Source organism: Qipengyuania gaetbuli (assembly GCF_009827315.1).
Taxonomy (GTDB): domain Bacteria; phylum Pseudomonadota; class Alphaproteobacteria; order Sphingomonadales; family Sphingomonadaceae; genus Qipengyuania; species Qipengyuania gaetbuli.
The window spans coordinates 1685402-1699640 of record NZ_WTYF01000004.1; the positions used below are offsets into that span (position 1 = coordinate 1685402).

At 66.0% G+C, this 14239-nt stretch carries 11 protein-coding genes; 10 read left to right on the forward strand and 1 reads right to left on the reverse strand.

Annotation, left to right across the window (positions count from 1 at the left end; translation table 11 throughout):
* Positions 1-11 precede the first annotated feature (11 nt).
* Positions 12-890: a UTP--glucose-1-phosphate uridylyltransferase GalU gene (gene galU, locus GRI42_RS10725; RefSeq protein WP_160608485.1), complete on the forward strand. Its 879-nt coding sequence runs from the start codon at positions 12-14 to the stop codon at positions 888-890.
* A 74-nt stretch (positions 891-964) separates the two neighbouring features.
* On the opposite strand, the gene GRI42_RS10730 is transcribed toward galU, so the two are convergent.
* Positions 965-2653: a M28 family metallopeptidase gene (locus tag GRI42_RS10730; RefSeq protein ID WP_199800458.1), complete on the reverse strand. Its 1689-nt coding sequence runs from the start codon at positions 2651-2653 to the stop codon at positions 965-967.
* A gap of 101 nt (positions 2654-2754) precedes the next feature.
* On the opposite strand from GRI42_RS10730, the gene glnE reads away from it, so the two are divergent.
* The 9 genes from glnE (at position 2755) to GRI42_RS10775 (ending at position 14233) form a co-directional block, all read left to right on the forward strand.
* Positions 2755-5439, forward strand: a complete 2685-nt coding sequence (gene glnE, locus GRI42_RS10735) for a bifunctional [glutamate--ammonia ligase]-adenylyl-L-tyrosine phosphorylase/[glutamate--ammonia-ligase] adenylyltransferase (RefSeq protein ID WP_160608486.1) — start codon at positions 2755-2757, stop codon at positions 5437-5439.
* The gene (locus GRI42_RS10740) at positions 5436-5906 is read left to right on the forward strand and encodes a peroxiredoxin (protein WP_160608487.1); all 471 of its coding nucleotides are present in this window, start codon (positions 5436-5438) and stop codon (positions 5904-5906) included. Before glnE ends, GRI42_RS10740 begins: the two co-directional genes overlap by 4 nt.
* Positions 5903-6703, forward strand: a complete 801-nt coding sequence (locus GRI42_RS10745) for a ferritin-like domain-containing protein (protein WP_160608488.1) — start codon at positions 5903-5905, stop codon at positions 6701-6703. Before GRI42_RS10740 ends, GRI42_RS10745 begins: the two co-directional genes overlap by 4 nt.
* Positions 6704-6845: 142 nt before the next feature.
* Positions 6846-7535 carry a M23 family metallopeptidase gene (locus GRI42_RS10750; protein WP_234033935.1) on the forward strand — a complete coding sequence of 230 codons (690 nt, stop codon included), beginning with the start codon at positions 6846-6848 and terminating at the stop codon, positions 7533-7535.
* Between the two features lie 161 nt (positions 7536-7696).
* Positions 7697-9244, forward strand: a complete 1548-nt coding sequence (locus GRI42_RS10755) for an acyl-CoA synthetase (protein WP_160608489.1) — start codon at positions 7697-7699, stop codon at positions 9242-9244.
* The gene (locus tag GRI42_RS10760) at positions 9244-10545 is read left to right on the forward strand and encodes a cytochrome P450 (RefSeq protein WP_160608490.1); all 1302 of its coding nucleotides are present in this window, start codon (positions 9244-9246) and stop codon (positions 10543-10545) included. The genes GRI42_RS10755 and GRI42_RS10760 overlap by 1 nt, the downstream gene beginning before the upstream one ends.
* 187 nt (positions 10546-10732) lie before the next feature.
* The gene (locus GRI42_RS10765; RefSeq protein ID WP_160608491.1) at positions 10733-11371 is read left to right on the forward strand and encodes an OB-fold-containig protein; all 639 of its coding nucleotides are present in this window, start codon (positions 10733-10735) and stop codon (positions 11369-11371) included.
* A 36-nt stretch (positions 11372-11407) separates the two neighbouring features.
* On the forward strand, positions 11408-13138 hold the full coding sequence (locus tag GRI42_RS10770; protein ID WP_407692165.1) for a flotillin family protein: 1731 nt from the start codon (positions 11408-11410) through the stop codon (positions 13136-13138).
* Positions 13139-13228: 90 nt separating this feature from the next.
* Positions 13229-14233 (forward strand): agmatine deiminase family protein, encoded by a 1005-nt coding sequence (locus GRI42_RS10775; protein WP_160608492.1) that lies wholly within the window; start codon positions 13229-13231, stop codon positions 14231-14233.
* The last annotated feature ends 6 nt before the right edge of the window (positions 14234-14239 follow it).

A 14239-nucleotide genomic window follows, 5' to 3' on the forward strand; every position in this document is an offset into this window, starting at 1 on the left:
CTCCCGCCGCCATGACCACGCACAAGCCGATCAAGAAAGCCGTTTTCCCCGTTGCGGGCCTCGGCACACGCTTCCTGCCCGCCACCAAGGCGATCCCGAAGGAACTGCTCCCGATCGTCGACCGCCCGCTGATCCAGTATGCAGTGGACGAGGCGCGCGAGGCGGGGATCGAGCAGATCATTTTCGTGACCGGCCGCGGCAAGACCGCGATCGTCGAGCATTTCGACGTGGCCTACGAACTGGAATCGACCATGTCCGAACGCGGCAAGGACATGAGCGTGCTCGACCCGACCCGCGCCACGCCCGGCGACATCATCACCGTGCGCCAGCAGGTCCCGCTCGGCCTTGGCCATGCGATCTGGTGCGCCCGCGCCATCGTGGGTGACGAACCCTTCGCCATCCTGCTGCCCGACGAGCTCATGATCGGAAAACCCGGCTGCATGAAGCAGATGGTCGAAGCCTATAACGAGGTGGGCGGAAACCTCATCTCGGTGCTCGAAGTGCCGGAAGACGAGGTTTCGAGCTACGGCGTGATCGCTCCGGGTGCGCAGGTGTCCGACACGCTGACCGAAGTCACCGGCCTGGTCGAGAAACCGAAGCGCGAGGATGCGCCGTCGAACAAGATCATTTCGGGCCGCTATATCCTGCAGCCCGAAGTCATGCGCGTGCTGGAGAGCCAGGAAAAGGGCGCGGGCGGGGAAATCCAGCTGACCGACGCCATGGCCCGCATGATCGGCAACCAGCCGTTCCACGCGGTGACCTTCGCCGGCAATCGCTATGACTGCGGCAGCAAGACCGGTTTCGTCGAAGCGACGCTCGCGCTGGCCCTCGAACGCGAGGACATGGGCGCCGAAGTGCGCGCCATTGCAGAGCGCCTGCTCGCAAGCTGAAATAGCCGAAGCACAAAGAAAGGGCCGGTCCGCCGCGTTGGCGAACCGGCTCTTTTTTTGGAGCCCTGATCGGATCAGCAGCCGGTATCGGCCGATGCGCAGTTCTCGTCGCGGGTGGCCTTGAACTCGTCACCCTCGTTCCAGTTCGGCCAGCTCGTGCTCATGCCGAGCATCCGGCCGATGCGGTACATCAGCTGCAAATCGGCCATCACGCCCGACCAGTCCCAGTTCGGATCGTATTCGTCCTTGGGGCCGTGGTAGCGGTTCTCGCGATAGTCGAGCGCCAGGGCCGCACCGGCTTCCTTGCCGCCGTCGACCAGGTCCTCGCCGCCGTCGATATAAAGCATCGGCACGCCGCGCTTGGCGAAGGCGAAGTGGTCGGAGCGGTAGTAGTAACCGGCTTCCGGGTTCGGGTTGGGCGTGGCGACACGGCCGTCGGCGGTCAGCGCCGCTTCGAGGAACTGGTCGAGCTGCGACTTGCCCGGACCGACCACGGTCACGTCCTTGCTGGGACCTGCAATGAGGAAGGCATCCATGTTGATGCCGCCCACCGTCTTGTCGAGCGGGAAGACCGGGTTCGCCGCGTAATAGTCGGCACCCAGCAGGCCGGATTCCTCGGCCGTCACGGCAAGGAACACTAGCGTGCGGCGGGCAGGGCCGATCTTGGCGTGCGCTTCGGCCAGCGCGACGAGCGCCGCGGTGCCGGTCGCATTGTCGACTGCGCCGTTGCAGATGTCGTCGCCGTCAGGCGCGGGCGTGCAGCGGCCGAGGTGGTCCCAGTGAGCGGTGTGGATCACGTATTCCTCGGGCGCCTCGCTGCCGGGCAGGATGCCGATGACGTTCTGCGATTCGAACTTGCGGATGTCGTTCGAAAAGCTGGTCGAGGCCTTGAGGCCCAGCGGGACGGCCTTGAAGCCCTTCTTCTTGGCATTGGCGAACAGCTTGGCCGGGTCCTGGCCAGCGGCCTTGAGGATTTCCTTGCCGATCTCGTTCTGGACCCAGCCGTTCATACGCGTGAGCGGCGGAGCGTCCGTGCCGCGCTGGGCATAGGCCTGCGGCCCCGACCAGCTGCTTTCGACGACGTTCCAGCCGTAGGATGCAGGCTCGGTATCGTGGATAATGATCGCGCCGGCCGCGCCCTGCCTTGCGGCTTCTTCGTATTTGTAGGTCCAGCGGCCGTAATAGGTCATCGCCTTGCCGTTGAACGGCCCGTCGAGGCCTTCCGTGCCGAAGTCTGGATCGTTGACGAGGATGACCGCAGTCTTGCCGGTCATGTCCAGGCCTTCGTAGTCATTCCAGCCCTTTTCGGGGGCGTTGATGCCATAGCCGACGAAGACCAGCTCGCTGTCCGCCAGCGTCGTCCTCGCATCCTCGCGATAGGTCACGCCGACCCAGTCCGTGCTGTATTCGAACGCCTTGTCGAAGCCTTTGCCCGAGATGGTCAGCGGCGCGTAATCCTTGCCGGTGATCTCGACCAGCGGGACCTTCTGGACCCACGAGCCATTGTTGCCGGGCTGGAGGCCGGCGGCCTTGAACCGATCGGTCAGCAGGGCGACGGTCTTCTCCTCGCCGATCGATCCGGGCATGCGGCCTTCGAATTCGTCGGAGGACAAGGCCTCGGTCACTTCCTTCATGGTCGCTTCGGAAATGTCCGCAGCGGCAATGTCGGGGATATCGAGGCCGGTCGTGCCGGGCTCATCGCCGCCGGCGTTGCACGCGGCAAGCAGCAGGGCTGCGGCAGCGGTCAGGCTATTGCGTATCATGGGGGGCAACCTCTCTTGATCGTTTGCGCCGCGCTTGTTGCAGCACATGGGCCGCAAGGGCAAGCTTGCGCACACCGGCGCGCGCAGGCACACCGCGCGCCATGGCTGACGACTGGTCCGGAGCACTGGCAAGGGCGCGCGCCCACGCACCGTACCTCGCGCGCGGGCTGGAACTCCGGCCCGACCTTGCCGAACTGCTCGAAAAGGGACGCGGGGACGATGCGCTGGCTCTGGCCAAGGTCGCAGGCGAGGGGATCGCCGATGCGGGCCTAGCGCTGCGGCGCGAGAAACGGGCGCTGGCGACGGCGCTGGCGATCGGCGATCTCGCTGGGGCCTTCGATCTCGACAAGGTGATGCGCGAACTTTCGCTCTTCGCCGATAGGGCCATGCACCGCGCGCTGGAGGCGGCCATCGATCGTCGGGTCGAGGGCGCGCCGGTGGACGGGATGATTGCGCTCGCGCTGGGAAAGCACGGTTCGGGCGAACTCAATTACTCCTCCGACATCGACCCCATCCTGATTTACGATCCGGAACGCCTCGCACGCCGCGAGCGCGACGAGCCGGGCGAAGCGGCCCAGCGCTATGCGCGCGAGATGGTCCGCCTGCTGGCCGACGTGACGAGCGAAGGTTACGTCTTCCGCGTCGATCTGCGGCTGCGGCCCGCATCGGAGGTCAGCCCGCTCGCCATCCCGCTAGAAGGGGCGATCACCCATTACGAAAGCTCGGCCATCGCGTGGGAGCGCGCAGCTTTCATCCGCGCCCGGTCATGCGCGGGCGATATCGCTGCGGGCGAGCGCTTTCTCGACCATATCCGACCCTTCGTCTGGCGACGCAGCCTCGATTTCGGGGCCATCGACGCGATCCGCCAGCTGACCCGCCGCATTCGCGAACAGCAGCGCGGACCCACTGCCCCTGCGCCGGGCTACAACGTCAAGCTGGGCCGCGGAGGCATTCGCGAGATCGAGTTCTTCGCCCAGACCCACCAGCTCATCCACGGCGGGCGCAACCGCGAACTGCGCTGCAAGCGGACCCGTGACGCGCTCGATGCCTTGGCGGCTGCTGGCCATATCGCGACCGAGGACGCGGCCATTCTCGGCGCGTCCTATGACGGGCTTCGCTGCATCGAGCACCGCCTGCAGATGGTGGCCGACCGCCAGACCCACTCGCTTCCCGAAGGCGAGGCGCTCGACAATGCAGCGCGGCTGGACGGGTTTGCCGACGGGTCCGAATGGCTCGAACACATCGCCTCGCTCACGGCACCGGTCGCGGCACGCTACGATGCGCTGCTGGCGGAGGACGAGCGATCCGTCCCTGCCGACAGCCCCCACTTGGCACCGGTGACCCCAGCTAAGGAACTCGACCCCGAGCTGGCGGAGCGGGTGAAGGCGTGGACCGATGGCCGCTACCCGCCACTGCGCAGCCCTGCGGCGCTGTCCGCCTTCGAGGCGATCCGTGCGCCGCTCCTCGATTCGCTGGCGGCTGCCGACGAACCGGACCGCGCCGTCGCCCGCTGGGAAACGCTGCTTTCGCGGCTGAGCAGCGCGGTGAACCTGTTCCGCCTGCTCGAGGCGCGACCCGGCCTGTTCCAGTTGCTTGCCGACTGCCTCACGCTCGCCCCGCCGCTGGCCGATGCGATTGCCTTGCGCCCTGAACTGGTCGACGCCCTGATCGACCGCAGCGCGCTCGACCTGCCGGGCAGCCGCGAAGAACTGGCCGAAGCGATGATGCGCGGCGAGCGGGGCGACACCTATGAAGACCGGCTCGACCGGATCCGCATCGTTACCGGCGAGACGCGCTTCGCGCTCGGCGTGCAGCTGATCGAGACAGCGCACGACCCGCTCGATATTGCGCAGGCCCTCTCGCGCACGGCGGAAGCGGCGCTGGATATCGCGCAGCAGGCGGCGAGCGAGGAATTCGCGGCCCGCCACGGACGCATCGAAGGAAGCGAACTGGTCGTGCTGGGTCTCGGGCGGCTCGGCGGAGGCATGCTGACCCATGCTTCCGACCTCGACGTGGTCTACCTCTTCACCGGCTCGCACGAGGGCGAATCCGATGGCGAGCGACCGCTCGGCGCCACGCTCTATTTCAACCGCCTCGCCCAGCGGGTGAGCGCCGCACTGTCGGTGCCGACAGCCGAAGGCGCGCTCTACGAGGTCGACACACGGCTGCGCCCCCAGGGCGCGCAGGGCCCGCTCGCGGTAAGCCTCGACAGCTTCCTGCGCTACCAGGCCGAAGACGCCTGGACATGGGAGCACATGGCGCTGACCCGCTCGCGCGCGCTGACCGGCAGCGAGGAGGCGCGCACGCAGATCGAGGAGGGGCTGCGCGAAGTGCTTTGCCGCAAGCGCGATCCGGACACGCTGAAGGAAGACCTGCTCAAGATGCGCAGCGAAATGGCGGCGCACAAGCCACCGCGCGGGCCGCTCGACGCCAAGCTGCTGCGCGGCGGGCTGGTGGACCTCGAATTCGTCGTCCACTTCCTGCAATTGCGCGACGGCATTGCGCTCACCCCGCGCCTCGATGACGCCATTGCGCAGCTGGCGGCGCGCGACCTGCTGGCAGCAAGTCTTGGCAATGCGCACGACTTGATGACGCGGCTGCTGGTGGGTACGCGCCTGCTCGCCCCCGACCTCGCCATCCCGGCAGGCCCGCAGGGCGCGATCCTTGCGCGGATCTGCCGCTGCGAGGATTTCGCGGCGCTGCGCCAGGCATTCGATGATGCGCGGGCGGAAGTGGCACAGGCATGGACCGCCCATATGGGCGAGAGACTGGAGATGGACGAATGAGCACTTACGACGTCGGCGACGCCTTTCCCGATTTCAGCATGGAAACGCCCGATGGCGGCACGGTGACCAAGGCCGACCTGTCCGGCGCGAAAGCAGTCGTCTTCTTCTATCCCAAGGACAATACGCCGGGCTGCACCACAGAGGCCAAGGACTTCAGCGCGCTGAAGGGCGAATTCGACAAGGCGGGCGTCCGCCTGCTTGGCGTCAGCAAGGATTCGCCCAAGAAGCACCATAATTTCATCGCCAAGCACGCCCTCACGGTCGACCTTGCGACCGATGCGGAGGAGGGAGGCCTGTCGGACGAACTCGGCGTGTGGACCGAAAAGCAGATGTACGGGAAGACCTTCCTCGGCATGGTCCGCTCCACCTATTTGCTGGCAGGCGACGGCACGATCCTGCGCATCTGGCCCAAGGTGAAGGTCAAGGGCCACGCCGAGGAAGTGCTCGAAGCGGCAAGGGGCGCATGACCTCACGGCGGCAATCGGTTGCTGCTGCCATCCGTGCGGCGCTGCTGACCGGGGACAAGACGGGCAAGGTCTTCGCTGCAAGGCAGGTGGCGCGCGACTGGCGGTTGGGCAGGCTCGATCCGGTCTTCGACTGCCCCATGCCCGATCGCCCCGCCTGGCCGGGCGATCTGGTGCTGGCCGCCCCGGGACAGATGCCCAAGCGCGGCAAGGGCGGGTCCGAGCGCGGGCGGATCGCCCTGTGGCACGCGCTGGCCCACATAGAGTTCGTCGCCATCGACCTCGCGCTCGACATGGCCGGGCGGTTCGGCGAATCGATGGGCGAGGAGTTCGTCTCCGACTTCCTTGCGGTCGCCGCGGACGAGGCGATGCATTTCGCCCTGCTGGAGCGCAAGCTCGCGACGCTCGGTTCCTATTACGGGGCATTGCCCGCGCATGACGGCTTGTGGAGCGCCGCGCAGGACACGGCGCATGACGTCGCCGCGCGGCTCGCGATCGTGCCCATGGTGTTGGAAGCGCGCGGCCTCGACGTAACGCCCGCAACGCTCGAACGCGTGCGCGCGCAAGGGGACGAGAACGGGGCGCGAATCCTCAAACGAATCCTTGACGACGAAATCCGCCACGTCGCCTACGGCGCCAAGCACTTTCGTGCCCTTTGCGAGGGACGCGGAGAGAACCCGCCAGAATCATGGCAGAAACTCGTCCAGACGCATTTTTCGGGAGGGCTTAAGCCACCATTCAACGACTCGGCGCGTTCGACAGCCGGTCTGTCGCGGGACTTCTACGCGACTATTGCTTAGTTAACTTTTCCGCCGATAACCCAAACTCACGAGATGCCGGGGGGTTCCGGCGGAACTGAAAAACATGATCGGCAAGGGCACGGGACGCCCACCGGTCGAAAGCAAAACGGCCCCGCAATGGGGCCGACAGGACGGGTTAGCAATGATTTCCAAGCGCAGCACGATTGCAGTGACGATGCTTGCCGCAGGCATGAGCATCGCAGCCGCTCCGGCTCACGCGGAAACCAATGCGGCAGCAGCCGCGGTCGGCGCCATCGACGTGTCGAAGGTTACTGCCGAAAACGCAGGCGAAGCGGACGAACAGTTCACCGAACTTTTCGCCAAGTGGGAAAATCCGGGCCAGGCCTCGCTCCTGACCGCCGGTCCGAAGGTTTCGGTCCCCTCGCGCATGCCGCTCGAAGATACCCGCCTGACCAGCGATTACGGCATGCGCACGCATCCGGTTCTCGGTCGCCGCATGGGCCACAAGGGCGTCGACCTTGCCGCCCCGACCGGCACGCCGATCTATGCCACTGCCGACGGTGTCGTTTCGAAGGCAGAGAAATTCTCCAGCTACGGCAACTTCGTCTCGATCGAGCACGGCGCCCGCATCCAGACGCGCTATGCCCACATGTCGCGCATCGCAGTTGCCGACGGCGCCCGCGTCAAGAAGGGCGACATCATCGGTTACGTCGGTTCGACCGGCCGTTCGACCGGTCCGCACCTGCACTATGAAGTCCGCATCGACGGCAACGCCGTAAACCCGGTTCCCTACATGGTCGAATCGTCCGCCCAGCAGGCCTTCGCGCTTGCCATCAGCGAAGGCGGCCAGGGCGGCGCAGACGAAAATTGAGGCGATAACGCCAGGGGCTTCGCGCCCTTCGGGTTCGCAGGAAGAGGCGCCGGTTCATTCCGGCGCCTTTTTTCTTGCCCGCGCGCGCCATGCAGGTAGGTTTCCTTCCGCAACCGGATGAGTCCGCCAACAGGACCGACGGCGAGGAGAGAGAAACAGGCATGCATCCAATCACGCACGCGCAGGCGCGACCCGACCATCCCGCGATCATCATGGCCGGTTCCGGCAAGACGGTCAGCTATGGCGAGATGGAAGCCTACGCCAACCGCTTCGCGCAGCTGATGCGGGCGCGCGGGCTCAATCGCGGCGATCACGTCGCGATCCTGATGGAAAACAATGCCGACTACCTCCAGCTGGTCTGGGGCGCACAGCGCTGCGGCATCATGATGGTGCCGATCTCCACCCGCCTGACCGCGCCTGAAATCTGCTACATCCTCGACGATGCGGGCGCCAAGCTGCTGATCACCACTCATGCCTTCGACGAAGTGATGCAGGATATCCGGCGCGAGTGCGCTGGCGTCCCCGTCCTGCTGGTCGGCGGTTCGGGTGAAGAGAGCCTCGAAGATGCGCTTGCCGCCCAGCCGGCAGAGCCCATCGCGGATCCGCTGCCGGGCCAGTACATGCTCTATTCCAGCGGCACGACCGGCCGGCCCAAGGGCATCCGCCCCGCTCCGCCGGACGATGACGACGTGCTGGCCGTGACGCCGCTGGTGGGACTGGCCGTCATGGGCGTGGGCTGGCCGACCGACGGGAGCATGATCTACCTCTCGCCCGCCCCGCTCTACCATGCGGCCCCGCTCGGCTGGTGCACCACCGCACACCGGCTCGGCGCGACGATCGTGGTGATGGAGAAGTTCGATCCGGAAACCGCGCTGGCAGCGATCGAGAAATACAAGGTCACCGACAGCCAGTGGGTCCCGACCCACTTCGTGCGCATGCTCAAGCTCGATCCCTCGATCCGCACGAAATACGATCTGTCGAGCCACCAGCGCGCCATCCACGCGGCTGCCCCCTGCCCCGTGCCGGTCAAGCGCGAGATGATCGAATGGTGGGGCCCGATCATCGTCGAATATTACGCCGGTTCCGAAGGCATCGGCATGACGCTGATCAAGAGCGAGGACTGGCTCGCCCACCCCGGCTCAGTCGGCCGCGCGATCCACGGTGTGCTGCACGTTTGCGATGCGGACGGGAACGAGGTGCCGGCCGGCACCGACGGCCTGCTCTATTTCGAAAACGACAAGATCCCGACCTATCACAACGACCCCGAAAAGACCCGCGACGCCATGCACCCCAAGGGCTGGATGACGCTGGGCGATATCGGGCACGTGGACGGGGACGGCTTCCTCTACCTCACCGACCGCAAGAGCCACATGATCATCTCGGGCGGGGTGAACATCTACCCGCAGGAGATCGAGAACCTGCTCGTCACGCACGAGAAGGTGATGGATGCCGCCGTCATCGGCGCGCCTTGCCCGGACTTCGGGGAGAAGGTCGTCGCGGTGGTGCAGCCGATGGACATGGGTGAAGCCGGCGAAGCGCTCGAGGCCGAGCTGCGCGATTTCCTCAGCCCCCAGCTGGCCAAGATAAAGATGCCCAAGCTGTTCGACTTCCGCGCCCAGCTGCCGCGCGAGGCCAATGGCAAGCTCTACAAGCGCGAACTGCGCGACGAATACCAGAAGAAGGCCGAAGCAGAGACGGAGCAGGCGTGATGGCAACCATGGACCGGCCGACACTCGACCGCGAGACCGCTCGCGAGGTCGTGGACCCGGCAAGCTACGCCGCATGGGACCCGCTGCTCGACACCTTCGACCGGCTGCGCGAGGAGAACCCCGTCGCCTGGATCGAGCCTGGCGAGGAATATGCCCACCCGCCCTTCTGGCTGGTCACGCGCTATGACGACGTGATGCGCATGTCGAAAGACAATGCGACCTTCCTCAACAATCCGCACACGGTCGTCTTCAGCCTGACCGAGGGGATCGAGTTCGCCAAGGCGATGACCGGCGGCAGCGAGCATCTCGTCGCCAGCCTCGTCACCTTCGACGGGCCTATTCACATGAAGTACCGCAAGCTGACGCAGGAATGGTTCATGCCCAAGAACCTGCGCTCGGTTGAAGACGAGATCCGCGAAATCGCCACCGCCGCGGTCGACCGCCTGCTGGCCGAAGGCGAGGAGGTCGATTTCGTCAAGGCGGTCAGCGCGCCCTATCCGCTGCACGTGGTGATGCAGATCATGGGCGTGCCCGAGGAAGACGAGCCGCGCATGCTGATGCTTACCCAGCAGCTGTTCGGCGGGCAGGACGACGATCTCAACCAGTCCGGCATCAAGAACCTGCCGCCCGAGGCGATCACCCAGCTGGTCGCGGGCGCAGTGGCCGATTTCGAAGCCTATTTCGCCAAGCTGACCGCGGAACGGCGCGCCAACCCGACCGGCGATGTCGCCAGCACCATCGCCAATGCGGTGATCGACGGCGAGCCGCTCAACGACCGCGACATGATGGGCTATTACATCATTCTCGCCGCGGCCGGGCACGATACGACGAGCGCCAGCACGGCAGGTGCGATGCTCGCCCTAGCGCAGGACCCCGAACAATGGGCAAAGGTGAAGGCCGACCGCTCGCTTTTGGGCGGGATCGTCGAGGAAGCGATCCGCTGGACCACGCCGGTGCAGCACTTCATGCGCACCGCTGCAGAGGATACCGAGGTCGGCGGGCAGCAGATCGCCAAGGGCGACTGGCTGATGATGAACTACGTCGCCGCCAATCACGACCCTGCAGTGTTCGACAACCCGCGCAAGTTCGACGCCGCCCGCAGCCCCAACCGCCATCTCGCCTTCGGGGCAGGCGCGCACCAGTGCCTCGGCCTGCACCTTGCCCGGCTGGAAATGCGCATCCTGTTCGAGACGCTGCTCGACCGGATCGACAGCGTCGAACTGGCGGGCGAACCGAAGCGGGCGAAATCGACCTTCGTCGGCGGGCTCAAGACGCTTCCGCTCCGCCTGAAGGCAAGCTGAAGTCACGAACGTCCGAATTGAAGACAAACGCCCGCGATTGCGGGAGAAATCGTACTATCGATTTCCGATTTTCCTACCCAAACACCCCCCGTTCTGCTAACTGATTGGCATGGATAAAACAGTAGGACGATGGGCTTTCGGCTCCGGCTGAGAGCGCGGCGCACTGCGCATTTGAGGGGAGGGGATCATGACATTGCTGGAACCGCACAACCTGCCGTTTGCAGGCGCGCTGGCGATCATGCTCGTCCTCGCGATCTTCCAGCTGTTCGGGCTATCCGACATGGCCGGGGATGCCGACATCGGCGCGGATGCCGATGGTGACGGCCTGATCGAAACCGGCGCGCTGGACGGGCTGTTCGCACTGCTCGGCATCGGCCGGTTGCCGGTGACCTTGTGGTTCGCGCTGTTCCTGTTCGTCTTCGCGGCGATCGGGCTGAGCGGGCAAGAACTGGCGGAAAGCCTGACCGGCGCACCGCTCTATGCGTGGCTTGCCGCGCTGCTGGCGGGCGGCGCTGCGCTTCCGGTGACGGGCGCGCTTGCCCGGCCGCTGGGAGCGATCATGCCCAAGGACCATACCACCGCGGTCAACACCGCCAGCCTGCTGGGCCGGCGCGCTACGATCACGGACGGCGTGGCCCGCAGCGGATCGCCCGCCCGCGCCAAGGTGCGGGACGTGCACGGCCAGGTGCATCACCTGATGGTCGAACCGCACGAGGAATCGTCCGAACTCCACGCCGGCGACGAGGTCCTCCTCGTCCGCCGCGAGGGCAATCAATTCTACGCGACCGCGCTCGCCGAGCGTCGCTTGTCGCCAACAGTCAACTGAGAAGGAGGAGCAATGGAAACCCTGTTTGGAACTTCGATGGTGGTGACGGTCGGGGGCTTTATCCTTGCCCTCATCTTCATCACCTTCCTGCTGAAGATGTACCGTCGTGCATCGAAGGAAATCGCATTCGTGCGCACCGGCGTCGGCGGCGAGAAGGTCGTCATGAACGGCGGCGCGCTCGTCTTCCCGATCTTCCACGAGACCATGCCGGTCAACATGAACACGCTGGTGCTGTCGGTGGTCCGCCGCGACAGCGAGGCGCTGATCACGCTCGACCGCCTGCGGATCGACGTGAAGGCGGAATTCTACGTCCGCGTGAAGCCCGATGCCGAAGCGATCGCGATGGCGGCGCAGACGCTGGGCCAGCGCACGATGCAGCCCGAGCTCCTGAAGGACCTCGTCGAAGGCAAGTTCGTCGACGCGCTGCGCAGCGTGGCTGCGGGCATGACGATGAACGAGCTGCACGAACAGCGTGCCGACTTCGTCCAGAAGGTGCAGCAGGTGTCGTCCAACGACCTCGCCATGAACGGCCTGGAGCTCGAATCGGTCTCGCTGACCGGTCTCGACCAGACCAGTATCGAGCACTTCAACGCCAACAACGCCTTCGACGCCGAAGGTCTCACCAAGCTGACCGAGCAGATCGAGGCGCGCAAGAAACTGCGCAACGACATCGAACAGGACACGCGCGTGCAGATGGAGACGAAGAACCTCGAAGCCGACCAGAAGAGCTTCCAGATCAAGCGTGACCAGGAATACGCCCGGCTCGAGCAGGAGCGCGAGGTCGAAGTGCGGCGCGCTGCGCAGTCCTCGGAAATCGCCCGCGAACAGGCCGAGCGGACCCGGGAGGCAGACGCTGCACGGATCGAGGCGAAGAAGCAGGTCGACGCGCAGCAGATCGAGGCCGACCGTCTCGTCGAGGAAGCCCGCATCGACCAGCAGCGCGCGCTCGAAATCGCTCGCCAGGAGCAGCAGATCGCGGTCCAGAACAAGAGCCGCGAGGAAAGCCAGGCCAAGGCGGAGGCCGACGAGGCCCGCGCCAAGGCGGTCGCTGCCGAGGAACAGGTCGCAACCAGCCGCGAAACCGAAATCGCCGAGCGCCAGAAGCGCATCGAGCTGATCGAGGCCTCGAAGCAGGCAGAGCGTGACGCGATCAAGATCCGTGTCGATGCCGAAGCCGAGAAGGATGCGGCCTCCAACCGCGCCGAAGCCATCCGCCGCGAAGCGGAAGGCGAGGCCGAAGCGGAAAAGCTGCGGGCCGAAGCCGCCCGCGTGCGCTTCGAAGTCGAAGCGGCCGGTCAGCGTGCGATCAACGAGGCGGCGAACATCCTGTCGTCCGACCAGATCAGCCTGCAGACCAAGATGGCACTGCTCAAGGTCCTGCCGGAACTGGTCCGCGAAAGCGCCAAGCCGATGGAAGCGATCGAGAGCATCAAGATCGTCCAGGTCGACGGCCTCACCAATGGCGGCGGCAAGTCGTCGGGCGGTGCGGCTTCAGCCGGCGGCTCGGGCAACCTTGCCACCGATGCGGTCAGCGCGGCGCTCGCCTACCGGGCGCAGGCGCCGGTGCTCGACGGGCTGATGAAGGAACTGGGCCTCGACGGCTCGAGCCTCAACAGCCTGGTCAAGGGCCCGGCCGAGCAGACCGCGGGCTTCGTGGTCGAGGAAAAGGCCGACAAGGCGCCGAAGGACGGGCCGGTTGCAAAGGCGGAAAAGAAGGCCCTGCCTAGCACGAAGGGTGAAAGCGAAAGCAAGCCTGCCGACGCCTGAGGCCGGCAATGGCAATTATGGAAAGGGGGGCGCAAACGCGTCCCCCTTTTTCGTTGCGCAGGGGGGAGACTTGGGCCTAACCGCGCGGCCATGACCGACGCTTCTTCTTGGATCATGCCGCCCGAATGGGCTGCGCAGGACTGGCTCTGGATCGGCTTCCCGCACGATGCGGACGAATGGCCCGAAGTGCTGCCCCGCGCGCAGGAACAGATCGCCGCCTTCGCCAGTGCAGTGGCCGAAAGCGGTCAGGAAGTGCGGTTGCTGGTGCGCGACGATGCCAACGAGGCACGGGCGCGGTCGCTCGTGACCGGCGGCGTCCAGCTGGAGCGGCGCGCCTATGGCGATGTCTGGCTGCGCGATACCGGGCCGCTGGTGGTTGCCAATGCGGCGGGCGAGCGGGCCGCGCGGCGCTTCGGCTTCAATGGATGGGGCGGCAAGTACATGATGGCAGGCGACCAGACCATCGGTGCCGAGCTCGCCCGCGACGAGGGCCTGCCGCTCGATACGGCGGACTGGATCCTCGAAGGGGGCGCGGTGGACGGCGACGGCACCGGCCTCGTCGCGACGACCGAGCAGTGCCTGCTCAACCCCAATCGCAACCCCCATTTGTCCCGCGAAGAACTCGAATGCCGGCTTGCCCGCTACCTCGGCTTTACCCGCGTGCTGTGGCTGGGCGACGGGCTGATCAACGACCACACCGACGGCCATGTCGACAATTTGGCGCGCTTCGTTGCGCCCAACACACTGGTGATTCCGCGGGCGACCGGAAGCGCGGACCCCAATGCCGAAATCTATGCCGATGCGAAGCGGCGGGCAGAGGCGGCAGGCGTGGAGGTACGCGAAATCCCCTCGCCCGGTCTCGTGACCAGCGGCGACCATGTCGAGCCGGCAAGCTACGTCAATTTCGCCATCACCAGCCATCTCGTGGTCGTGCCGACCTTCGGCAGCCCGCATGACGAGGAAGGCGTGGCGGCCATCGCCGACCTGTTCCCCGACCGCGCCACGATCGGCCTGCCGGGCGACGCGGTGCTGGCAGGCGGCGGCGGCTTTCACTGCGCCAGCCAGCAGATGCCCTCGGCAGGGTGGAAGCCTTAACACTTC